The 22,432-nt window shown below is 71.3% G+C and carries 16 protein-coding genes; 5 read left to right on the top strand and 11 right to left on the bottom strand.

Annotated features, from left to right (window positions below; translation table 11 throughout):
* From ABD329_RS28525 to ABD329_RS28560, 8 genes are all read right to left on the bottom strand, one after another.
* A complete protein-coding gene (locus ABD329_RS28525; RefSeq protein WP_198277459.1) occupies nucleotides 1-1,203 on the bottom strand; it encodes a phosphoglycerate kinase in 1,203 nt (400 codons plus the stop codon).
* Nucleotides 1,204-1,286: 83 nt separating this feature from the next.
* The gene (gap, locus tag ABD329_RS28530) at nucleotides 1,287-2,291 is read right to left on the bottom strand and encodes a type I glyceraldehyde-3-phosphate dehydrogenase (RefSeq protein ID WP_037949670.1); all 1,005 of its coding nucleotides are present in this window, start codon (nucleotides 2,289-2,291) and stop codon (nucleotides 1,287-1,289) included.
* 176 nt (nucleotides 2,292-2,467) lie between these two features.
* Complete coding sequence (locus ABD329_RS28535) at nucleotides 2,468-5,452, bottom strand: M14 family metallopeptidase (protein WP_198277460.1); 2,985 nt, start codon at nucleotides 5,450-5,452, stop codon at nucleotides 2,468-2,470.
* 171 nt (nucleotides 5,453-5,623) lie between these two features.
* Entirely contained in the window at nucleotides 5,624-6,613 is a 990-nt protein-coding gene (gene whiA, locus ABD329_RS28540; protein ID WP_030840944.1) for a DNA-binding protein WhiA, read from the bottom strand.
* Entirely contained in the window at nucleotides 6,604-7,623 is a 1,020-nt protein-coding gene (locus ABD329_RS28545; RefSeq protein WP_198277461.1) for a gluconeogenesis factor YvcK family protein, read from the bottom strand. The genes whiA and ABD329_RS28545 overlap by 10 nt, the downstream gene beginning before the upstream one ends.
* Complete coding sequence (rapZ, locus tag ABD329_RS28550; protein ID WP_198277462.1) at nucleotides 7,620-8,555, bottom strand: RNase adapter RapZ; 936 nt, start codon at nucleotides 8,553-8,555, stop codon at nucleotides 7,620-7,622. Before rapZ ends, ABD329_RS28545 begins: the two co-directional genes overlap by 4 nt.
* Complete coding sequence (gene uvrC, locus ABD329_RS28555) at nucleotides 8,552-10,720, bottom strand: excinuclease ABC subunit UvrC (RefSeq protein WP_198277463.1); 2,169 nt, start codon at nucleotides 10,718-10,720, stop codon at nucleotides 8,552-8,554. Before uvrC ends, rapZ begins: the two co-directional genes overlap by 4 nt.
* Before the next feature lie 176 nt (nucleotides 10,721-10,896).
* Nucleotides 10,897-11,322, bottom strand: coding sequence for a Rieske (2Fe-2S) protein (locus ABD329_RS28560; protein ID WP_198277464.1), 426 nt, complete (start codon nucleotides 11,320-11,322; stop codon nucleotides 10,897-10,899).
* A 233-nt stretch (nucleotides 11,323-11,555) separates the two neighbouring features.
* Here ABD329_RS28560 and ABD329_RS28565 point away from each other — a divergent pair, with 233 nt between their 5' ends.
* Together ABD329_RS28565 and ABD329_RS28570 are read left to right on the top strand one after the other, a co-directional pair.
* Complete coding sequence (locus ABD329_RS28565; protein ID WP_198277465.1) at nucleotides 11,556-12,617, top strand: LacI family DNA-binding transcriptional regulator; 1,062 nt, start codon at nucleotides 11,556-11,558, stop codon at nucleotides 12,615-12,617.
* Entirely contained in the window at nucleotides 12,614-13,564 is a 951-nt protein-coding gene (locus ABD329_RS28570; protein ID WP_198277466.1) for a carbohydrate kinase family protein, read from the top strand. The genes ABD329_RS28565 and ABD329_RS28570 overlap by 4 nt, the downstream gene beginning before the upstream one ends.
* 94 nt (nucleotides 13,565-13,658) lie before the next feature.
* On the opposite strand, the gene uvrA is transcribed toward ABD329_RS28570, so the two are convergent.
* On the bottom strand, nucleotides 13,659-16,676 hold the full coding sequence (uvrA, locus tag ABD329_RS28575) for an excinuclease ABC subunit UvrA (protein ID WP_198277467.1): 3,018 nt from the start codon (nucleotides 16,674-16,676) through the stop codon (nucleotides 13,659-13,661).
* 229 nt (nucleotides 16,677-16,905) lie between these two features.
* Here uvrA and ABD329_RS28580 point away from each other — a divergent pair, with 229 nt between their 5' ends.
* The 3 genes from ABD329_RS28580 to ABD329_RS28590 all read left to right on the top strand — a co-directional run bounded on the left by ABD329_RS28580 (nucleotide 16,906) and on the right by ABD329_RS28590 (nucleotide 19,742).
* Nucleotides 16,906-17,649 (top strand): maleylpyruvate isomerase family mycothiol-dependent enzyme, encoded by a 744-nt coding sequence (locus tag ABD329_RS28580; protein ID WP_344317112.1) that lies wholly within the window; start codon nucleotides 16,906-16,908, stop codon nucleotides 17,647-17,649.
* Nucleotides 17,650-17,653: 4 nt separating this feature from the next.
* Nucleotides 17,654-18,310 carry an MBL fold metallo-hydrolase gene (locus ABD329_RS28585; RefSeq protein ID WP_198281703.1) on the top strand — a complete coding sequence of 219 codons (657 nt, stop codon included), beginning with the start codon at nucleotides 17,654-17,656 and terminating at the stop codon, nucleotides 18,308-18,310.
* Between the two features lie 121 nt (nucleotides 18,311-18,431).
* Nucleotides 18,432-19,742 (top strand): MFS transporter, encoded by a 1,311-nt coding sequence (locus ABD329_RS28590; protein WP_198281702.1) that lies wholly within the window; start codon nucleotides 18,432-18,434, stop codon nucleotides 19,740-19,742.
* 90 nt (nucleotides 19,743-19,832) lie between these two features.
* On the opposite strand, the gene ABD329_RS28595 is transcribed toward ABD329_RS28590, so the two are convergent.
* Both ABD329_RS28595 and ABD329_RS28600 read right to left on the bottom strand, forming a co-directional pair.
* Complete coding sequence (locus tag ABD329_RS28595) at nucleotides 19,833-20,837, bottom strand: TerC family protein (RefSeq protein ID WP_198281701.1); 1,005 nt, start codon at nucleotides 20,835-20,837, stop codon at nucleotides 19,833-19,835.
* A 253-nt stretch (nucleotides 20,838-21,090) separates the two neighbouring features.
* Nucleotides 21,091-22,432, bottom strand: a 1,342-nt coding sequence (locus tag ABD329_RS28600; protein ID WP_344317113.1) for an export associated protein, incomplete at its 5' end; no start/stop codon positions are given.

Genomic DNA, 22,432 nt, shown 5'->3' on the forward strand with positions numbered 1-22,432 from the left:
TCAGTCCTCCAGTGCGGCGAGGCCGGGGAGCGTCTTGCCCTCGAGGTATTCGAGGCTCGCTCCACCGCCGGTCGAGATGTGGCCGAAAGCGTTCTCGTCGAAGCCCAGGATGCGCACGGCCGCGGCGGAGTCGCCGCCGCCGACCACGGTGAAGGCCGGGCTGTCCACGAGCGCCTGGGCCACGGCCCGGGTGCCCTCGGCGTAGTCGGGGTGCTCGAAGACGCCCATGGGACCGTTCCAGAAGACGGTGGCCGCGTCGGCCAGCTTCGAGGCGTAGAGCTTGCGGGTCTCCGGGCCGATGTCCAGCCCCATGAGCTCGGCCGGGATCGCGTCCGCCGCGACGAGCCGCGGGTTCGCCGGGGCCTTGGTCTTCAGGTCCGGGAATTCGGCCGCGGCCGAGACATCGACCGGCAGCACGAACTCCACACCTCGCTCCTCGGCCCGGCGCAGGTAGTCCTGGACCGCCGGGACCTGGTCCTCCTGGAGCAGCGAGCCGCCGACCTCGTGGCCCTGGGCCTTGAGGAAGGTGTAGGCCATGCCGCCGCCGATCAGGATGCGGTCGGCCTTCTCCAGGAGGTGGTCGATCACGCCGAGCTTGTCGGAGACCTTGGCGCCGCCGAGGACCACCGCGTACGGCCGCTTGACGTCCTCGGTGAGCTTCTTCAGCACGGTGAGCTCGGCGGCGATCAGGTCGCCCGCGGCGTGCGGCAGCCGCGCCGGGAGGTCGTACACGGAGGCGTGCTTGCGGTGGACCGCGCCGAAGCCGTCGCCCACGTAGAGGTCGGCGAGGGCGGCGAGCCGGTCGGCGAAGGCGCCGCGCTCGGTGTCGTCCTTACTGGTCTCACCGGCGTTGAAGCGCAGGTTCTCCAGCAGCGCGACCTCGCCGTCGCCGAGCCCCGCCACGGTGGCCTGCGCGCTGTCGTCCACGGTGTCGGTCGCGAAGGCGACCTGCTTGCCGAGGAGTTCGCCGAGCCGCCGGGCGACCGGGGCGAGCGAGTACTGGGGGTCCGGGGCGCCCTTGGGGCGGCCCAGATGCGAGGCGACGATCACCTTGGCGCCCCGGTCCAGGAGCTTGGTGATCGTCGGGACGGCGGCGCGGATCCGGCCGTCGTCGGTGATCGTCTCGCCGTCGAGCGGCACGTTCAGATCGGCGCGGACGAAGACCCGCTGCCCGGCGACCTGAAGATCGTCAATCGTCTTCACAGGGATGACTCCTTGATCATGGATCGGGGCCCGTTACGACGGCGTCGTAGCGGGCCCCGTTTCCTAGCTCATCGGGACAGCGGTCAGAGCCGGCCGCCGACGAAGACGGTCAGGTCGACGAGGCGGTTGGAGTAGCCCCACTCGTTGTCGTACCAGCCGACGACCTTGACCTGCTTGCCCTGGACCATGGTCAGGGAGGAGTCGAAGGTGCAGGACGCCGGCCAGTTGACGATGTCCGAGGAGACGATCGGGTCCTCGGTGTACTCGAGGATGCCCTTGAGCTGACCCTCGGCGGCCTTCTGGAAGGCGGTGTTGATCTCGTCCTTGGTGACCTCGCGGTCGAGCTCCAGGACCAGGTCGGTGACCGAGCCGGTCGGGACCGGGACGCGCATCGCGATGCCGTCCAGCTTGCCCTTGAGCTGCGGGAGGACCAGCGCGGTGGCCTTGGCGGCACCGGTGGAGGTCGGGATGATGTTCTCGGCCGCCGCGCGGGCGCGACGCAGGTCCTTGTGCGGGAAGTCCAGGATGCGCTGGTCGTTGGTGTACGCGTGGACCGTCGTCATCATGCCCTTGACGATGCCGAAGCTCTCGTCGAGGACCTTGGCCATCGGCGCCACGCAGTTGGTGGTGCAGGAGGCGTTGGAGATGACGTGATGGTTCGCCGGGTCGTACTTGTCCTGGTTGACGCCCATCACGATGGTGATGTCCTCGTTCTTGGCGGGCGCGGAGATCAGGACCTTCTTGGCGCCGGCGGCGAGGTGCTTGGCGGCGTCCTCGCGCTTGGTGAAGATGCCGGTGGACTCCACCACGATGTCGGCGCCGAGTTCGCCCCACGGAAGGGCGGCCGGGTCGCGCTCGGCCATCGTCTTGAAGGTCTGGTTGCCCACCGTGATGGTGTCCTCGGTGTGGCTGACCTCGTGCTTCAGCCGGCCGAGGATGGAGTCGTACTTGAGCAGGTGGACCAGGGTGGCGTTGTCGGTCAGGTCGTTGACACCGACGATCTCGATGTCCGCGCCCTGCTCAAGGAGCGCGCGGAAGTAGTTGCGACCGATGCGGCCGAAGCCATTGATGCCTACGCGGATCGTCACGAACCGATCTCCTCGTTGGTGTGCCGGTCTGGACGCCGGCGAACGTGTAATGGGATGTCCCCGACCGCCTCCGACCCTACCGCTATCACGGGACGTACGTGACATTGGCATCGGCGGCCCGCGACCACCTGAAAGTGGTACGGACCGCCGATTCAGTCACGATGTGTCACGCGCTGTCAACGACGCAGCGCACGTAGCGCGTCGCCCACCAGCCGCGCCCTCTGGGCCGCGTCGGGGACGTGCTCCAGTCCGAATCCCAGCAGCACGGTGTCCCGTGTGGTGACGCCCGCGACGGTGTGGAAGAGCTCCTGGGAGCGGGACCAGTCCCCGGCGTTCGCCGGACTGCCCTCCGGCGCCCCCGGCACCGTCCACGGGCCAAGCGCGGTCTCGAAGCCCTCGGAGTCCTCGGCGGTGCCGCCGACGGTCAGCTCGGTGCCGTCCACGAAGGCGCCCCGGCCGCCGGTGCCCGGATCGGTGACGTACGAGAGCGCCAGCTCGACCTTCTTGCCCGCGTAGCCGCTCAGATCCAGCGAGACCGGCCGCCACCCCTCGGAGGAGCCCGTCAGGCTGTTCCAGGAGCCCGTGCTGCCCTTCGCGGTACAGCCGTCGTCGCCGGGGGTCAGGTAGTGCTTGAGGAACGGGTGCAGATTGAGCAGGAAACCCGCCTCGCACTCGGTGGGCACCTTGGTGGAAGAGCCGCCGCCCGCGTCGGGGAGGGTGGTCCAGTCGTCCTGGCCCGCGGTGTGCGCCTCGATGATCACATGGTCGTAACCGGGCTCGGTGTCGTAGCTGAGCCGGAAGTCCAGGGCCGGTTCGTCGGCGGCGGACACACCGGTGAGGTCCACCGTGCGGGACAGCCGCATCCAGGAGTTGTCACGGTGACCCGCGGCCGCCATCCAGTCGCCCTCATAAGGCTGGTACGGGGTGCGCGTGTTCGGGTACTCCCCCGCGCCCGCGCTGCGGAACTGGGGGAAGTCCTCGGGCGGCAGCACATCGGAGGTGACGGTGTAGGCGCCCGCGGCGTCCAGGGGGTTGCCTGGGGCATCGCCGAGGTTCGCGCCGGTGCCCGCGAGCGCGCCGGCGCCCTGGAAGGCGGTGGGCGACTTCAGGGTGAGCCGGCTGTCGGCGCCCAGGTAGTACTGGCTAAAGTCGTCGGTGTCGGCCGGTCCCACCTCGGAGCTGCCGCCGGCCCGTTCACCGGTGGTGATCAGCTTGCCGCCCTCGTTGAGGAAGTCGCGCACCGCGAGCAGGGTCGGGCCGCCGGGCCGTTCGGCGCCGGTGTACCAGAGCACCGTCCTGAAGTGGCTCAGCACGCCGAGCGCGGACGGCGCCCCCTGGGCGGCCACGTCCCAGACGGCCGCCTTACGGTCGTTGTCGGCCAGCGCCCGGGTGTACGCGGCGGTGTGCCGGGCCGGAGAGGTGCCGCCCTCCTCCGCGATCACCAGCGTGTCGGCGCGGGGCCGCTTGGCCACGGTGTAGGTGAACGGCTCACTGGCGGTCCGCTTGCCGTTCCCCGTGCGGCCGGTGAACCAGACCTCGACCTTCTGGCCGGGGTCCGCGCCCTTGACGGCGGCGCGGTACTGGTCGAAGCGGATGTTGTCCTCGCCGCCGTAGGTCTCGCCGCCCCGCCACGCCTTCAGCGGGGCGGTGTGGGTACGGCCGCCGTCCACGCGGTAGTTGAGCTCCTTGTCGCGGACGCTCTTGCGGACGGTCACCGAGACGTCCTGGTCGGCTCCGCGCGCGTACGACGTGGTGAACGTGTCCGGGGTGAAGTCCCGCGCGGTCATACCGACCGACGACGAGGGCCGGTCGGGGTGTTCGGCGGTCTCGGCGACGGAGAGCGCGAAGGGGATGTTCTTGGTGAACTCCTGAGCGATCAGCTTCTCGTCGTCGGGGAAGGTGAAGACGGAGGCGCAGTCGCGCGGCTGCCAGGCGTCGTCCGGGTCCACGTTGGAGGCGGTCTGACACGTCGACATCTCCGGGGTGAACATCATCATCCCGTTGACGTTCGCCGCGTGGCCGTCGGCCTCGCCGTTGGTGGTGTACAGCTCGGAGGAGACCTGCGGGTGGTAGCCGGGGATCGCGGAGTGCTCCGGGGTGCCGGCGAGGGACTTGTAGAGGACGTCGTCGGGGGTCGGGGTGGCGACCTGCCAGCCGACGCCGTAGAGCAGCAGTTCGGCGGCCGAGTGGTAGTTGATGCCGTAGGTGAAGCCGATGCGCTTTTCGAAGGCGTCCAGCGCCTTGGTCTCCGGTTCGGAGGCGGGGGCGGGTCCCCGGTAGGTCTCATCGGCCGGGTCGGCGGACGAACCCTCGTTGTCGTAGCCCCACTTGTAACCGAAGTTGCGGTTGAGGTCGACGCCGTCGCCCGAGGTGATCTTGCCGTCACCGTTGTTGTCGCGCAGGTTCTTTCGCCACTGGCGGTTGGCCGGGCTCTGATGCGTGTAGTCGTAGCCGTCGGGGTTGGCGGACAGCACGAACCACAGCTCCGTACGGTCCACGATCCTGGTGACGCGGTCGTCCTTGCCGTAGTTGTCCAGGTAGTAGTGCATCAGCCGGCGGGTCATCTCGGGCGTGATCCACTCACGGGCGTGCTGGTTGGACATGTACAGCACCGACGGCTTGCCGCCGTCGCGGGTCTTCGCGGCGCCCTTGCTCAGCTTGAGGGCGAGGATGTCCTCGCCCTGGCCGGTCTTGCCGATGCTGACGACCTTGGTGAGGCCGGGGTGCGCCCGGCCGGTCTCGACGATCTCCTGCTTCAGCCCGCCCTCGCCGCTGTAGGGGCGGAAGACGCCGTCGCCCGCGGCCTTCAGCCGGTCGCGGCTCTGCGCGGAGACCTTCTTCTCGGCGAGCCGCACGCCCTTGCCGCGCAGCTCGGCGGCCTGCCCGGCGGTGAGGTAGAGCTCGACCGGGCCGGTGCCCTTCTCGGGCACCTGCCGCCCCAGCTCGGTGCCGTCCGCTCCGGCGCGCAGCAGCAGCGGAATCTGATCCTTCGTGACCTGGGCGGTCCATACGGACAGCCCGTCTCCGGCGGAGTCCGCCGGCGGTTGTGCGGTGGCCGCGGGCGCCGCGGCCAGTCCCCCCAGGAGCAGCGCGGCAAGTGCCACCACCGCGCCGCCCGATCTCACCGTGCGTCTGAATCTCACCGTGCGTCCGAGCTTCATGAGCCCCCCTGGCTGTCGTGTGAAGACACGCGGGTGCGCAGCGCTCCAGACTTGTCACGACACATGGTCATGTCAACAGCGGCGCGCGGAACCGCTGTCTCGACCCCCGGAACGCACTACGCCCCCGGATCGCTCATGTGATCCGGGGGCGTGGGCGGCTCGTGGGAGCGGTCAGCCGACCATGCCGTCGGCCATCTCCTCGGTCAGGCTGGACTCGGTGCCGGGGATGCCCAGGTCCTGGGCGCGCTTGTCGGCCATGGCCAGCAGCCGCCGGATACGGCCCGCGACGGCGTCCTTGGTCAGCGGCGGGTCGGCGAGGGCGCCCAGCTCCTCCAGGGACGCCTGCTTGTGCTCCATGCGCAGCCGTCCGGCCGCGGCGAGGTGCTCGGGCACCTCCTCGCCCAGGATCTCCAGGGCACGCTGCACCCGGGCTCCGGCGGCCACGGCGGCGCGGGCCGAGCGGCGCAGATTGGCGTCGTCGAAGTTGGCGAGGCGGTTGGCGGTGGCCCGCACCTCGCGGCGCATCCGCCGCTCCTCCCAGGCGAGGACCGACTCATGTGCCCCCAGCCGCGTCAACAGCGCGCCGATGGCATCACCGTCCCGGACGACCACCCGGTCCACCCCGCGCACCTCGCGCGCCTTGGCGGCGATCTGGAGCCGGCGGGCGGCGCCGACCAGGGCGAGCGCGGCCTCCGGACCGGGGCAGGTCACCTCCAGGGAGGACGAACGGCCGGGCTCGGTGAGCGAGCCATGGGCGAGGAAGGCCCCGCGCCAGGCGGCCTCGGCGTCGCAGGTGGCCCCCGAGACGACCTGCGGCGGCAGCCCGCGGATCGGCCGGCCGCGGCCGTCGACCAGGCCGGTCTGCCGCGCCAGCTGGTCACCGCCCGCCACCACCCGCACCACGTACCGGCTGCCGCGGCGCAGCCCGCCGGGGGCCATCACCACCAGATCCGAGGAGTGGCCGAAGATCTCCAGGATGTCCTTGCGGACCCTGCGGGCCGCGATCCCGGTGTCCAGCTCCGCCTCGATCACGATGCGCCCGCTGACCAGGTGCAGTCCGCCCGCGAACCGCAGGATCGCCGAGACCTCCGCTTTCCGGCAGCAGGTCCGGGTGACGGGGAGCCGGGAGATTTCGTCCTTCACCGCTGCCGTCATCGCCATGGGCCGATCCTTCCATGCATCCGAAAAATACGGTCGTACGCGGCCGCCAGAAGCTCCGGGTCATGCTTCGGGGCACCGTCGGTCGCGGCCACCGGCGCCAGCTCGACTGTGCCGCCCAGCCGCTTGGCGGCGTCGCACAGACTGCTCCGGTCGGGGACGGCGGCCTCATCGGCCAGCACCACGTCGAAGGCGAGTTTAGGGGCGTGTCGGGCCAAAACCTCCAAATGACGCTGCGGGGAGAAGCCGTCGGTTTCTCCCGGCTGAGGGGCGAGGTTCAGCGAGAGCACGCGCCGGGCCTTGGTCTCGGTGAGCGCGGTGAGCAGATCGGGGACCAGCAGATGCGGGATCACGGAGGAGAACCAGGAGCCGGGCCCCAGCACCACCCAGTCGGCGTCCATGACCGCCTCGACGGCCTCGGGGACGGCCGGCGGATCGTGCGGCACCAGATGGACCGACTGCACCTCGCCGGGGGTGAGCGCCACGGTGGCCTGCCCGGCGACGGTGGAGACCTCGTCCGGGCGCGCCGGGTCATGCCCCCGGACGTACGCCTGGAGCTCCAGGGGGACGGCCGACATGGGCAGCACCCGGCCGTGGGCGCCCAGCAGCTTGCCGACCAGGTCGAGCGCCTTCACATGGTCGCCCAGCTGCTCCCACAGGGCGACGATCAGCACATTGCCGACCGCGTGGCCGTGCAGATCGCCCTCGCTGACGAAGCGGTGCTGGATGACCCGCGCCCAGGTCTGGCCCCAGTCGTCGTCACCGCACAGCGCGGCCAGGGCCTTGCGCAGGTCGCCGGGCGGCAGCACGCCCAGCTCGTCGCGGAGGCGGCCGCTGGAGCCCCCGTCGTCGGCCACCGTGACGACGGCGGTCAGATCGCCGGTGATCCGGCGCAGCGCGGCGAGCGACGCCGACAGGCCCATGCCACCGCCCAGCGCGACGACCTTGGGCTGTGCGCCCCGGTTCGTCCGCGCCCCGACCAGCCGCCGCAGCCGATTGGTACGAATGGTCACTCGCGCCCCATGTCCCGGTGGACGATGACGGTCTCCACTCCCTCGGCGGCCAGCCGCGGGGCGAGCCGCTCGGACATCGCGACACTGCGGTGCTTGCCGCCGGTGCAGCCGACGGCGATGGTCACATAGCGCTTGCCCTCGCGGCGGTAGCCCGCGGCGATGAGCTGGAGCAGCTCCGCGTAGCGGTCCAGGAACTCCTTGGCGCCGGGCTGGTTGAAGACATAGCTGGAGACCTCCTCGTTGAGCCCGGTGAAGGGGCGCAGCTCGGGGACCCAGTGCGGATTGGGCAGGAAGCGGCAGTCCACCACCAGATCGGCGTCGACCGGCAGCCCGTACTTGTAGCCGAACGACATCACGGTGGCCCGCAGCTCGGGCTCCTCCTCGCCCGCGAACTGGGCGTCCATCTTGGCGCGCAGCTCATGGACGTTGAGGCTGGAGGTGTCGATCACCAGATCGGCGTCGCCGCGCAGCTCGCGCAGCAGATCCCGCTCGGCGGCGATGCCGTCCACGATCCGGCCGTCGCCCTGGAGCGGGTGCGGGCGGCGCACCGACTCGAAGCGGCGCACTAGGGCGTCGTCGGACGCCTCCAGGAACAGCACGCGCCGCTTGACGTTCTTGGCGGCGAGGTCGGCGAGGGACTCGCGGAGGTTGTCGAAGAAGCGGCGGCCGCGGACGTCCACCACCACGGCGATCCGGGCCACATTGCCCTGGGAGCGGGCGCCCAGGTCGACCATGGTGGGGATCAGCGCGGGGGGCAGGTTGTCCACGACGAACCAGCCGAGGTCCTCCAGACACTTGGCGGCGGTGCTGCGGCCCGCGCCCGACATTCCAGAGATGATCACCAGCTCGGGGATGGCCGCCGCCTCGGCGGGCTCGCCCGACGTGCCCGTATTCACCTGCGCTCCGTCTCCATGGTTCTCATGCTCGGTCATGGTCTGGTCCCCCCGTTCGACGACGCCGCGCCGGCGGCCTCGTCCTCAATGATCTCTCCTGTGGCGGTGTTCACGGCGGGCCCGGCCGGGGCGGCCCCGGCGAGCGCCGCGGCGACCGTCTCGGCCGTCTTACGGCCGACGCCGGGCACCTCGCAGATCTGCTCGACGGTGGCCGCGCGCAGCCGCTTGACCGAGCCGAAGTGCTTCAGCAGGGCCTGCTTACGGCTGTCACCGAGCCCCGGAACGGTGTCCAGCGGCCCGGCCTTCAGCGACTTGGCGCGCTTGCTGCGCTGGTAGGTGATGGCGAAGCGGTGGGCCTCGTCGCGGACCCGCTGGAGGAGGTAGAGACCCTCGCTGCTGCGGGGCAGCACCACCGGGTCCTCCTCGTCCGGCAGCCACACCTCCTCGAGCCGCTTGGCGAGGCCGCAGACGGCGACGTCGTCCACGCCGAGCTCGTCCAGGGCCCGTTTGGCGGCGGCCACCTGCGGCTTGCCACCGTCGACCACGACGAGCTGGGGCGGGTAGGCGAACCGCTTCGGCCTGCCCTCCTCGTCGATCGGGCCGGAGGGCCCCCGGTCGGGTCCGTCGGGTCCGTCGGCTCCGCCGGTTGCGTCGGGTCCGCCTGGTCCGCCGAGGGGCTGCCCGGCGGTCCCGGTGGACCCGGCGGCCCCAGTGGACCCGGTGGACCCGGGAGCCCCAGCGGGCTCGGACGCCTCGACAGCCCCGGGAGGCCCGGCGCCTTCCTCCTGCCACTCCCCGGTCTTCTGCTTCTCCTGTAGATACCGGCGGAAGCGGCGGCTCACGACCTCGTGCATGGAGCGGACATCGTCCTGCCCGGCGAAGCTCTTGATCTGGAACCGGCGGTACTCACTCTTCCGGGGGAGCCCGTCCTCGAAGACGACCATGGACGCCACCACGTCATCGCCCTGGAGATGGGAGATGTCGAAGCACTCCACGCGCAGCGGAGCGGAGTCCAGCCCCAGGGCCTCGGCGATCTCCTCCAGCGCCCGGGAGCGGGTGGTGAGGTCGGAGGCGCGCTTGGTCTTGTGCAGCGCGAGCGCCTGCTGGGCGTTGCGCTGGACGGTCTCCATGAGGTCCTTCTTGTCGCCGCGCTGCGGGATGCGCAGATCGACCCGGGAGCCCCGGCGCTCGGCGAGCCACTGGGTGACCGGCTCGGCCGGTTCCGGCACGGCGGGCACCAGGACCTCCTTGGGGACCGCGTCGCCGCGCTCCTCCCCGTACAGCTGCTGGAGGGCGTGCTCGACCAGCCCGGCGGTGTCGACGGCCTCGACCTTGTCGGTGACCCAGCCGCGCTGACCGCGCACCCGGCCGCCGCGCACATGGAAGATCTGGACGGCCGCCTCCAGCTCGTCCTCGGCGACCGCTATCAGGTCGGCGTCGGTGGCGTCGGCGAGCACCACCGCGTTCTTCTCCATGGCGCGCTTGAGCGCCCCTATGTCGTCACGGAGCCGGGCCGCCTTCTCGTACTCCATCTCCTCGGCGGCCTCGTGCATCCGCTGCTCCAGGCGGCGCAGATAGGTGCCGGTGCGCCCGGCCATGAAGTCACAGAACTCCTCGGCCAGTTCACGGTGCTCCTCGGCGGTGACATGCCCGACGCAGGGGGCCGAGCACTTGCCGATGTAGCCGAGCAGACAGGGGCGGCCGATCTGGGCGGAGCGCTTGAACACCCCGGCGGAGCAGGTCCGGACGGGGAACACGCGCAGCATCAGGTCGACGGTCTCGCGGATGGCCCAGGCGTGGGCGTACGGGCCGAAGTAGCGCACGCCCTTCTTCTTGGCGCCGCGCATCACCTGGACCCGGGGGAACTCCTCGTTGAGGGTCACGGCGAGCGAGGGGTAGCTCTTGTCGTCGCGGTACTTGACGTTGAACCGGGGGTCGAACTCCTTGATCCAGGAGTACTCGAGCTGTAGGGCCTCGACCTCGGTGGAGACCACGGTCCACTCCACGGCGGCGGCCGTGGTGACCATGGTGCGGGTCCGCGGGTGGAGGTTCGCCAGGTCCTGGAAGTACGACGAGAGCCGCTGGCGCAGGCTCTTCGCCTTTCCGACGTAGATCACCCGGCCGTGCTCGTCACGGAACTTGTAGACCCCCGGCGAGTCGGGGATCTGTCCCGGCTTGGGGCGGTAGCTGCTCGGGTCGGCCATGGTCACCACCCTACTTGCGGGGAGTGACACATCCGGTGCCCTCGGGACGCGGTTCGGTGAGGTCCAGGGGATTTGGGGATTCCGCGGTCCGCCGGGGCGCCGGGCGCGCGCCGGGCGGCCGGGCGGGCATCGTCCGCCCGCGCGTCGCCGACCGCGCCCACCCAGGTGTCGTCCGCTCAGGCGTCGGGGCCCGCCACGAGCCGTCCGCCCTTCGCGGTGACCGGGACCGACGGCAGCGGCTTCTCCGCGGGCCCTTGGACGACCTTGCCGGTGCGGGCGTCGAACTGGCTGCCGTGGCAGGGGCAGGTGATCTTGCCGTCCTCGACCGTGTCGACAACGCATCCGGCGTGGGTGCACACCGCGCTGAACGCCGTGAACTCCCCCTTGGCGGGCTGGGCGACCACCACCCGCTGCTCGCGGTAGATCTTGGCGCCGCCGACCGGCACGACACCGGCCGAGCCGAGCTCGACGGGGGCGGTGGGCGTCGGGGACGCCTTCTTGCCCGAGCCGTCCGGGGAGCAGGCCGCCGCCCCGAGCCCGGCGGCTCCGGCCAGTGCGGCGCGGCACAGCACGGTTCGACGGGAGGCGGGCTGGCTGGACATCTGCGGCTCCTGGGGGTGTGGGGGCCCTCCGACCATACCGGCACAGATCCTTCCGTTCGCCGCCGCCCCCGGCACGTACGTAAGCGTTTGCGCAAACGTTTACGTCGAACGGTCGATGCGATACGTTACGTGCCCCCGGCACGGCTCAGCAGCCCGACGGACCCCACGCCTCTCGGGCCGACTCCCCCTTGGACCGACTCCCCCGACGATCTCGACGTTAAGGACCGCAGCGGATGGCAACCATGGTCGATGTCGCCCGGCGCGCCGGGGTGTCCGTGGCCACCGTCTCGCATGTGCTCAACGAGACCCGGCCGGTCCGCCCCGGCACCCGTAAGGCCGTGCTGGACGCCATCGACGACCTCGGGTACATCCCCAATACGCTGGCGCGCTCCCTGGTGACCGCGCGCACCCGCTCGATCGGCCTGGCCGTCTCGGCGATCAGCAATCCGTACTTCACCGAGATCCTCCAGGGCGTCGAGGCCGGCGCCCTGGAGCGGGGCTACGGTCTGCTGATCGCCGATCCGCATGACGACCCCGCGCATGAGCTGACCGTCGTCCGGCTGCTGCATGAGCGGCGGGTGGACGGCGTGCTCGTCGCCCCGTCGGCCGAGCCCACCGGGCTGCTGGAGTATCTGGACCGCCGTGAGATCCCCGCCGTCTTCCTCGACCGGCTGGTCGGCGACGCCCACGACCAGGTGTGCGCCGAGAACGCCCGCCCCGTCGAACAGCTGGTCGACCATCTCGCCGATCTCGGACACCTCCGCATCGGACTGGTCGCGGGGTTGCCGGGGCTGAGCACCACCACCGAGCGGATCGCGGGCTACCGGGCCGGGCTGGAGCGGCATGGGCTGACGTTCCGCCCCGGGCTGCTGGCCGAGGGCCACTCCGAGGCGCGGGGCGCGGAGGACGCCGTCCACCGGCTGCTGGCCTCGCCCGAGCCGCCCACCGCGATCATCACCGCGAACAACGCGATGACCATCGGCGCGCTGCGCGCCCTGCGGACGGCGGGGCTGAGGGTGCCGGACGATCTCGCGCTGGTCTGCTTCGACGACTTCTCCTGGGCGGATGTCTTCTCCCCCGGGCTCACCGCGATCTCCCAGCCCAGCCGGGAGGTCGGCGCCACCGCCGTCCGGCTGCTGCTCGAGCGGCTGGAGAATCCGGGGCGGCCGCCGCGCACCGTACGGCTGCCCTGTGCCTTCGTCCACCGCACCTCGTGCGGCTGTGTGGCCGAAGCCCCCGACCGACCACCGCTCCCCGGAACCCCCGGACTCGCCGGAAAGGACCCCGTCTCGTGATCGTCGTCGCCGGAGAAGCCCTGATCGACCTCGTGCCCGAGCGCACGTCGAGCGCCGCGGCGGGTGACCGGCTGCCCGCGCTGCGCCCCGCGCGCGGCGGCGGCCCGTACAACACCGCGCTGGCCCTGGGGCGGCTCGGCTCACCCACCGCGTTCTGCTCGCGGGTCTCCACGGACGGCTTCGGGGAGGCGCTGCTGGAGGGGCTGCGGAAGGACGGCGTGGACACCGCGCTGGTGCAGCGCGGCGAGGAGCCCACGACGCTTGCCGTCGCCTCCATCGGGGCCGATGGCTCGGCCGGGTACGGCTTCTATGTGCAGGGCACCGCGGACCGGCTCTTCGCCCTGCCGCCGTCCCTTCCCGAGGGGGTGAGCGCGCTGTCGCTGGGCACCTGCTCCCTGGTGCTGGAGCCGGGCGCGAGCGCGTACGAGGAGCTGCTGCGGCGCGAGGCCGCGCGCGGGGTCTTCACCACGCTGGACCCCAATATCCGCACCGGTCTGATCCCCGACGCCGATGCCTACCGGGCCCGCTTCCACGGCTGGCTGCCCCATATCGGCCTGCTGAAGCTGTCCATAGAGGACGCGAGGTGGCTGGCCGACTCGGAGGACGCGGGTGATGTCGAGACGGCCGTGGGCGCGTGGCTGGCGGCGGGTCCGGCGGCCGTGGTGCTCACCCATGGCGGGGAGGGGCTGAGCGTACGGCGGCAGGACGGCTCGGTGATCTCGGTGCCCGGCGAGCGGGTGGACATCGTGGACACCATCGGGGCGGGCGACACCGTGAACGCCGCGCTGCTGCACCGGCTCGCGGGGCACCAGGCGCTGTCGGCGCCCGCGCTGGCCAAGCTGGACGAGGCGGCCTGGCGGGATGTGCTGGGCTTCGCCGCCCGCGCCGCCGCGATCACCTGCTCCCGCGCGGGCGCGGAGCCGCCCTACGCGTCCGAACTGGCCTGAGCCCAACCGTTGCGCCCGCGCTCGCGCCGCACCCGGGTCGGTCCGGGCGCGGCGCGGGCACAGCGGCTGCGCGGCGCGGGCACAGCGGCTTGGGCTACTTCGCGGCCGCCCGCTTGGAGGCGGCCGTGGTCTTGGCCGCCGCCTTCTTGGCCACGGTCTTCTTCGCCGCGGTCTTCTTGGCCGCCGTGGACTTCGCGGCGGCCTTCTTGGCGGGCGCCTTCTTCGCGGGGGCGCCGCCCTTGCGCGCGGCGGGCACCGTGGCATCGCTCACCCGGTCGCCCAGCATGTCCCGCAGGAACTTCCCGGTGTGGCTGACCGGGATCGAGGCCACGTCCTCCGGGGTGCCCTCGGCGATCACCAGACCGCCGCCGCTGCCGCCCTCGGGGCCCATGTCCACGACCCAGTCGGCCGTCTTGATCACATCGAGGTTGTGCTCGATGACGATCACCGTGTTGCCCTTGTCGACCAGGCCGGAGAGCACACTGATGAGCTTGCTGATGTCCTCGAAGTGCAGACCGGTGGTCGGCTCGTCCAGCACATACACCGTGCGGCCGGTCGACCGCTTCTGGAGCTCGCTCGCCAGCTTGACGCGCTGGGCCTCACCGCCGGAGAGGGTCGGTGCGGGCTGCCCGAGCCGGACGTAGCCCAGCCCGACCTCGTTGAGGGTGCGCAGATGGCGGGCGATGGTGGGCACCGCCTCGAAGAAGTCCAGGGCCTCCTCGATGGGCATGTCCAGCACCTCGGCGATGGACTTGCCCTTGTAGTGCACCTCCAGGGTCTCCCGGTTGTAGCGCGCGCCGTGGCAGACCTCGCACGGCACATACACATCCGGCAGGAAGTTCATCTCGATCTTGATCGTGCCGTCACCCGAGCAGTTCTCGCAGCGGCCGCCCTTGACGTTGAAGGAGAACCGCCCGGGCTGGTACCCGCGGACCTTGGCCTCCATCGTCTCCGCGAACAGCTTGCGCACATGGTCGAAGACGCCGGTGTACGTGGCCGGGTTCGAGCGCGGGGTGCGGCCGATGGGCGACTGGTCGACATGCACCACCTTGTCGACGAGATCGTCGCCCGCGACCCGGGTGTGCCGCCCGGGAACCGCCCGCGCGCCGTTCAGCTCGCGGGCCAGATGGGTGTAGAGGATGTCGTTGACCAGCGTGGACTTACCCGAACCCGAGACACCGGTGACGGCGGTGAGCACCCCGAGCGGGAAGGACACATCGATGTCCTGGAGGTTGTTCTCCCGGGCGCCGTGGACCGTAAGGCGCCGCTTGGGGTCCATGGGCCGGCGCGCCGCCGGCAGCGGGATGGCCTTCTTGCCGGACAGATAGTGCCCGGTCACCGACTCCTGGTTGACCAGCAGCTCGCTCAGCGGCCCGCTGTGCACCACCTTGCCGCCGTGCTCGCCCGCACCCGGGCCGATGTCCACCACCCAGTCCGAGGTCTTGATGGTGTCCTCGTCGTGCTCCACGACGATCAGGGTGTTGCCGAGGTCGCGCAGCCGCACCAGCGTCTCGATCAGCCGGTGGTTGTCGCGCTGGTGCAGGCCGATGGAGGGCTCGTCCAGCACATAGAGCACACCGACCAGACCGGAGCCGATCTGGGTGGCCAGCCGGATGCGCTGGGCCTCGCCGCCGGAGAGGGTGCCCGCGGCACGGTTGAGCGAGAGGTAGTCCAGGCCGACGTCGACCAGGAACCGCAGCCGCTCGTTGACCTCCTTGAGGACCCGCTCGGCGATGGTCTTCTCGCGCGCGCTGAGCTCCATGCCGCGCAGGAACTCGGCGCATTCGCTGATCGACATCGCCGAGACATCCGCGATGGACTTGTCCTGCACGGTGACGGCCAGGACGATCGGCTTCAGGCGGGTGCCCTCACAGGTGGGGCAGGGCACCTCGCGCATATAGCCCTCGAACCGCTCCCGGCTGGCGTCGCTCTCCGCCTCGGAGTGGCGCCGCTTCACATAGGGCAGCGCGCCCTCGAAGGCCGTAGTGTACGCCCGCTGGCGGCCGTAGCGATTGCGGTAGCGGACCTCGATCTGGGTCCGGTGCCCGTTGAGCAGCGCCTTCTTGGCGCGCTGCGGAAGCCCGGCCCAGGGGACGTCGGTACGGAAGCCGAGCGCGTCGGCGAGCGCGCCGACCAGACGGCCGAAGTAGTCCTTGGTGTGGCCGTGGGACCAGGGGTGGATGGCGCCCTCGTCCAGCGACTTCTCCTCGTCCGGGACGATCAGCTCCGGGTCGACCTCCATCCGGGTGCCGATGCCGGTGCACTCCGGGCAGGCGCCGAAGGGCGAGTTGAAGGAGAAGGTGCGCGGCTCCAGCTCCTCGAAGGACAGGTCGTCGTACGGGCAGTAGAGATGCTCGGAGAACATCCGCTCCCGCTGCGGGTCGTCCTCGGCCAGGTCCACGAAGTCGAGGATCACCATGCCGCCGGAGAGGCCGAGCGCGGTCTCCACCGAGTCCGTCAGCCGGCGCTTGGCGCTGTCCTTGACGGTGAGGCGGTCCACGACCACCTCGATGGTGTGCTTCTCCTGCTTCTTCAGCTTCGGCGGGTCGGACAGCTGGATGGTGGCGCCGTCCACCCGGGCGCGGCTGTAGCCCTTGGTCTGGAGATCGGAGAAGAGGTCGACGAACTCCCCCTTGCGCTCGCGCACCAGCGGGGAGAGCACCTGGAAGCGGCTGCCCTCGGGGAGCTCCAGCACCCGGTCCACGATCGCCTGCGGCGACTGGCGGGCGATCGGACGGCCGCACTCGGGGCAGTGCGGCTTGCCGATACGGGCGAACAGCAGCCGGAGGTAGTCATAGACCTCGGTGATGGTGCCGACCGTCGAGCGCGGATTCCGCGAGGTCGACTTCTGGTCGATCGACACCGCGGGGGACAGGCCCTCGATGAAGTCCACATCGGGCTTGTCCATCTGCCCCAGGAACTGGCGGGCGTAGGAGGAGAGCGACTCGACGTACCGGCGCTGCCCCTCGGCGAAGATCGTGTCGAACGCGAGGGACGACTTGCCCGACCCGGACAGCCCGGTGAAGACGATGAGCGAGTCGCGAGGAAGGTCGAGTGAGACGTTCTTGAGGTTGTGCTCGCGAGCGCCACGAACGATGAGACGGTCGGCCACGCCGGTCGGCACCTTTCTTGAGAGAGTCGGGGTGCGCCGAGCCCGCTCGCGGGGCGGCCCTGCCGATCGGAGCAGAGGCGGAGCGGAGCGAAGCCCCCAACCCAGGGTATGGGGGCACGACGACGATGTCTTAAGGATGCAGCACACCGAGCCTATAGCACGCACATTCGATTTGCGGGACACGGGAGCCGACTTCACCCGATCGTGTGGTGCGCACTACGGTCGGCTCATGACTGACCGCGCCGGGGCCGACTACGCCCGTGACGCCGCCGCCGTGCGGGAGGCGACCGACCGGCTGCTGACCGCCGTCGCCGCCCTCGACGAGGCCTCCCTCGCCCGCCCATCGGAGCTCCCCGGCTGGACCCGCGGCCATGTCCTGGCCCACCTGGCCCGCAACGCGGACGCCCTGGTGAACCTCCTCACCTGGGCCCGGACCGGCGAAGAGACGCCGATGTACCCTGACGCGGAGACGCGCGACGCCGACATCCGGCGGGATGCCGCCCGGCCGCTCGCCGTCCACCTGGACGACCTGCGCACCAGCGCCGCCCGCTTCGACGCGGCGGTCGCCGCGCTGCCCCCGGAGCGCCTGCCGTACGAGGTGACCCCGCGCGGCGGTGTCCCGGAGCCGGCCAGCGGGCTGCCGCTGCGCCGCCTCATCGAGGTCGAGCTGCACCATGTCGATCTCGGCATCGGCCACGCCGTGGCGGATCTGCCCGCCACGTTCGTGAACCAGCTCACCGTGCTCATTGGTACAAGGTTCGCCGGGCGCCCGGATATTCCCCCGCTGCGGCTGGTCACCGGGCCCGGGGAAGGCGACGTCCGGCACACCGGCCGCCCCGCCGCCCCCGGCGAGTCCCCGGTCACCGTCACCGGCTCCCCCGCCGCGCTGCTGGGCTGGCTCACCGGCCGTACGGACGGCGCCGATCTCTCCTGCCCCGACGGTCCCTTGCCCGTCCTGCCCGCACTAGGCTGAGGCCATGACCTACAGCGGAGTGGTGACGGTCGGCGGACCGGCCGATGTGCACGAACTGCCCGATCTCATGATCTCGAAGGTCGCGGTGGGCCCCATGAACAACAACGCGTACCTGCTGCGCTGCCGGGCCACCGACGAACAGCTCCTGATCGACGCCGCCGCCGAGCCGCACACCCTGCTGTCCCTGATCGGGGAGAGCGGCATCGCCTCCGTCGTCACCACCCACCGCCACCAGGACCATTGGAACGCGCTGCGTGAGGTGGTGGACGCCACCGGCGCCCGCACCTACGCGGGCCGGTACGACGCCGAGGGCATCCCGGTGCCGACCGATGTGCCGGTCGCGGACGGCGACACACTGCGGGTCGGCCGGGTCGAGCTGACCGCCCGCCACCTGGTCGGCCACACCCCGGGCAGCATCGCCCTGATCTACGACGACCCGCACGGCCATCCGCATGTGTTCACCGGCGACTGTCTGTTCCCGGGCGGCGTCGGCAATACGTGGAAGGATCCCAAGGCGTTCGAGAGCCTGATCAACGACGTGGAGACCAAGCTCTTCGACCAGCTCTCCGACGAGACCTGGGTCTACCCCGGCCACGGCGACGACACCACCCTCGGCGCCGAGCGCCCGCACCTCGGGGAGTGGCGCGAGCGCGGCTGGTAGCGACGCTCGCACGGCTCCGGAGCGCCGCGCGCCTCCGTACGCCCCGTGACCCCCGGCGGGCCTGGGCGGTTGTCGCGTCATGCAGCACGACCGCCCTCCGCAGCATGACCGCCCTCCGTCCATGGTCCGCCTCGCCGCCGCGTCCCTGGTCGGCACGGCGATCGAGTTCTACGACTTCTTCGTCTACGGCACGGCCGCGGCGCTCGTCCTCGGCCCGCTGTTCTTCCCCACCTTCTCGCCGCTGGCCGGCACCCTCGCCGCCTTCGGCACCTTCGCCGTCGGCTTCGTCTCCCGGCCGCTGGGCTCGATGCTCTTCGGGCCCCTCGGCGACCGCCACGGGCGCCGTCCGGTGCTCATCGCCTCGCTGCTGCTCACCGGTCTCGCGACCGTCGCCGTGGGTTTCGTCCCGACCTACGACTCGATCGGCATCGCCGCCCCCGTCCTGCTGCTCGTGCTGCGCTTCCTCCAGGGGCTGGGGCTGGGCGGCGAATGGGGCGGCGCGGTGCTGCTGACCGCCGAGCACGCTCCCGCCGCGAGGCGCGGGCTGTGGTCGGGCTTTCCGCAAGTCGGCCCGTCCATCGGCTTTCTGCTGGCCAACGGCACGATGCTGACCCTGTCCGCCACGCTGAGCGACGGCGAGTTCCGGTCCTGGGGGTGGCGGGTGCCGTTCTGGGGCGCGGGGCTGCTGGCGGGCGCCGGGCTGCTGCTGCGGGCCCAGGTGACCGAGTCCCCGCGGTTCCGGGAGCTGGCCGAGCGCGGTGAGCGAGCCGCCGCTCCGCTGGCCGAGGTGGTGCGCGGCCACTGGCGGCTGGTCCTGCTGACCGCGGGCGGTCTCGCGGTGGGCTACGCCGTCTTCTACGCGGTCACGACCTGGTCGCTGGCGTACGGCACGGAGCGGCTCGGAGTAGCCCGCACCACCCTGCTGGGCTGCGTCATGGCGGCCGTGGCGGTCCTGGGTGCCCTGACGCCCCTGGCGGCCCATCTCGGCGACCGCTTCGGGCGGCGGCCAATGTGCCTGGTGGGGTGCGTGGCCGTCGTGGTGTGGATGTTTCCGCTGGTGGCGCTGTTGCGCACCGGCGAGCCGCCGCTGATGTTCCTCGGCTTCCTGGGCGCGCTAGTCGCCTTCATCACCATGTTCGCCGTGACCTCGGCCTATCTGCCCGAGCTGTTCGAGGCGCGGGTGCGCTGCACGGGGGCGGCGCTCGGCTACAACCTGGCGGGCGTCCTGGGCGGGGCGCTCACCCCGATCGTGGCGACGGCGGTGTCCCACGGCGACGGTCCACCCTGGGGCGTCGCCGCGTATCTGATCGCCGTGGCGCTGCTGAGCCTGGGCTGCTTCGCCCTGCTGCCGGAGACACGGCCGACGGCCGACCGTCCGGATGGTGGACGGCCGGCCGTACGGCCTCTGGAGGCCGGGGAGGCGGCTGTGTGAGCCCGTCTCCCGGAGTCCGGGAGGGACAGAGCTGTCGGACGCCGTGGGGCGCTCTCGTGCGCCGTCAGGGCGGTGCCGCCGCAGGCGCCGTCAGACGTCGACGCTGTCCTTGTCCCGGGTCCGGTCCTCCCCGCTCCCCGCCTCCACCAGGGCCTTTTTCTTCGAGACGTACAGACTGGTGGCCGTGGTGACGGCGAGCACCGCACAGATGACGCCGAGCGACACCGGGATGCTGATCTCCGGGACATGCACCCCAGACTCGTGCAGCGCGTGCAGCACCAGCTTGACGCCGATGAAGCCGAGGATGATCGACAGCCCGTACGAGAGGTGGACCAGCTTCTTGAGCAGGCCGCCGATGAGGAAGTACAGCTGGCGCAGGCCCATCAGCGCGAAGGCGTTGGCGGTGAAGACGATGTACGGGTCCTGGGTGAGGCCGAAGATCGCGGGTATCGAGTCCAGCGCGAAGAGGACGTCGGTGGTGCCGATCGCCAGCATGACGATCAGCATCGGGGTCATCAGCCGCTTGCCGTTCTCCACGATGAACAGCTTGGTGTCGTGGTACCGGTCGGTGGACGGGAATCGCTTCTCGACCGCCTTGAGCAGCCGGTTCTCCTCGAACTCCTCTTCCTCCTCATCGGCCCGCGCCTCCTGGATGAGCTTCCAGGCCGTCCAGATGAGGAAGGCGCCGAAGATGTAGAAGACCCAGGCGAAGGTCGAGACGATCGCGGCGCCGGCGGCGATGAAGACCGCGCGCAGCACCAGGGCGATCAGCACACCCACCATCAGCACGCGCTGCTGGTAGATCGTCGGCACGGCGAACTTCGCCATGATCAGGACGAAGACGAAGAGGTTGTCGACGCTCAGCGACTTCTCGGTGATGAAGCCCGCGAAGAACTCGCCGGAGGGCTGGCCGCCCGCGAAGACCAGCAGCCCGAGCCCGAAGAGCCCGGCGAGGGCGACCCAGACCGCGGTCCAGATCCCGGCCTCCTTGATGGAGACCTCATGCGGTTTGCGGCCGCCTATGAAGAAGTCGACGGCGATCAGGGCGCAGAGGCCGATGATCGTCAGCCCCCACATGGTCACGGATACGTCCACGGTTCCTCCGGCATTCGTACGGCAGGCTCAGCGTCGTCGCTGCCGGAGGTCTCTTCCGCCCGTGGACCGCGCCATGGACCGATGTCCCGGGATTCCGTCCGGCCTCCTGGTGCCGGACGGAATCCGTGGTGACGGGAACACCGCTAAGGAGTACTCCCCTCCGCGTAAAAGAGAGTACAGGAATCCCCATGAGACAGTAAAGAGAAAGGCAAAAGCCCTGGTCAGAGCTTGGCCAAGGCGAGGTCAGCCCTGATCAGCCGCCATAGGACTGGCGGGCCCGGGCCGCCCTCAGGGCCTGCGCCGCCCTCCCCACCTCCCCCAGCACCTGGTCCAGTACCCGGCTGCCCGGCGGCACCATCGGCGGCTCATAGGTCCACGCATGGCCCACCCAGGGGTCGGCGAGGTGGTCGTCGGCCACCGGCGTGAGCCGCAGCAGCGACCGCCACAGCGGGTCCAGCACCGGACCGTAGGCGCGCGCGTCCTCGCGGTCGGCGACCATCATCAGATGGACGCCCACCGAAGGCCCCTCGTCCGCCAGATAGCGCAGCTGGGTGACGGCCCGGTCGTCGAAGCCGTGCGGGAAGTCATGGACGATCAGCAGCTGCTCGGCGGTGTCCAGATCCGGCGGTAGCGCGTCCGTGGCCCGGCTGCGGATCGCCATCTGCACCAGGTCGACACGCTGGGTCAGCGCGGCGAGCACCGCCGAGACCCCCTGGGCCCCGGCCGCCGGCGGCTCGGCCAGCACCCCCGCCCCCACCAGCGGCGCGAACGAGCCCGCGGCCGAACCCGCCGGGTCGATCACACGCACCGCGAACTCCCCGGCCGGATAGACGGCCAGCATCCGCGCCGCGATCGCCACCGCCGCGTCCGCGGCCAGCCTGCGCAGCTCACCGGAGTCGGCCGGCCCGTCGAACGAGCCCGAGCGCCCGGCGTCGATCCACAGCCCCCGCTCCAGCGGCAGCCGCACCAGCATGGGGATGCGCAGATCGGCGCGCTCCGGAAGGTGCAGATCGCCCAGGCGCAGGGCCATGGGGACCTCCATCGGCACCTGGTACGCCTGCCACACCGGGCTGTCCCAGCGGGCGTAGGCGTACGGCAGCGCGGGCTCCACCACCTCGGTCTCGGCGATGAGCTGCGCCAGATCGCGGTCGAGGGCGGTCCGGGCCTGCTCGACGAGGTCGGTCTGCTTGGCGCGCGCCTCGGCACGGGCGGAGTCGGCGGCCGGGCCCACCCGGGTGCGCGGGTCGGAGAGCACCCGGTCCAGCTCCTGCTCCATACGGGACTCGGCGAAGTCCACGGCGCTGCGGTAGGCCGCGGTCGTCCGGGCCAGGTCCTCGAACATTCCCCAGACCTGGTTGTAGAGCCGCTCGTCCATGGACCAGCCGGAGGCGTCGCCCGCGACCGGCTGGGCGGGCTGTCCCGGGGCGGCGGGCGGCGCCGTGGGCGGGGGCGTGGGCGGCGCGGCCGTACGGCGGCCCGGGTGCTGGTAGTCGATGGGCCCCCCGGGGGCGGGCGCGCCCTGCGCCGGGGTCTGCGGCTGCTGCGGCGCGCCCTGCGGCTGCTGCGGCGAGGTCTGGGGCTGGGCCGGGGCCGGG

The sequence above is a fragment of the Streptomyces javensis genome (assembly GCF_039525925.1).
In the GTDB taxonomy this organism is placed as follows: Bacteria; Actinomycetota; Actinomycetes; order Streptomycetales; family Streptomycetaceae; genus Streptomyces; species Streptomyces asiaticus.

Excerpts from the sequence above, each read along its gene's own strand:
- whiA (WP_030840944.1), bottom strand. The coding sequence starts at position 6,613 with ATGGCGATGACGGCAGCGGTGAAGGACGAAATCTCCCGGCTCCCCGTC.
- ABD329_RS28535 (WP_198277460.1), bottom strand. The coding sequence starts at position 5,452 with ATGAAGCTCGGACGCACGGTGAGATTCAGACGCACGGTGAGATCGGGC.
- ABD329_RS28585 (WP_198281703.1), top strand. The coding sequence starts at position 17,654 with ATGACCTACAGCGGAGTGGTGACGGTCGGCGGACCGGCCGATGTGCAC.
- ABD329_RS28580 (WP_344317112.1), top strand. The coding sequence starts at position 16,906 with ATGACTGACCGCGCCGGGGCCGACTACGCCCGTGACGCCGCCGCCGTG.
- rapZ (WP_198277462.1), bottom strand. The coding sequence starts at position 8,555 with ATGACCGAGCATGAGAACCATGGAGACGGAGCGCAGGTGAATACGGGC.
- ABD329_RS28590 (WP_198281702.1), top strand. The coding sequence starts at position 18,432 with ATGGTCCGCCTCGCCGCCGCGTCCCTGGTCGGCACGGCGATCGAGTTC.
- uvrC (WP_198277463.1), bottom strand. The coding sequence starts at position 10,720 with ATGGCCGACCCGAGCAGCTACCGCCCCAAGCCGGGACAGATCCCCGAC.
- ABD329_RS28565 (WP_198277465.1), top strand. The coding sequence starts at position 11,556 with ATGGCAACCATGGTCGATGTCGCCCGGCGCGCCGGGGTGTCCGTGGCC.
- ABD329_RS28560 (WP_198277464.1), bottom strand. The coding sequence starts at position 11,322 with ATGTCCAGCCAGCCCGCCTCCCGTCGAACCGTGCTGTGCCGCGCCGCA.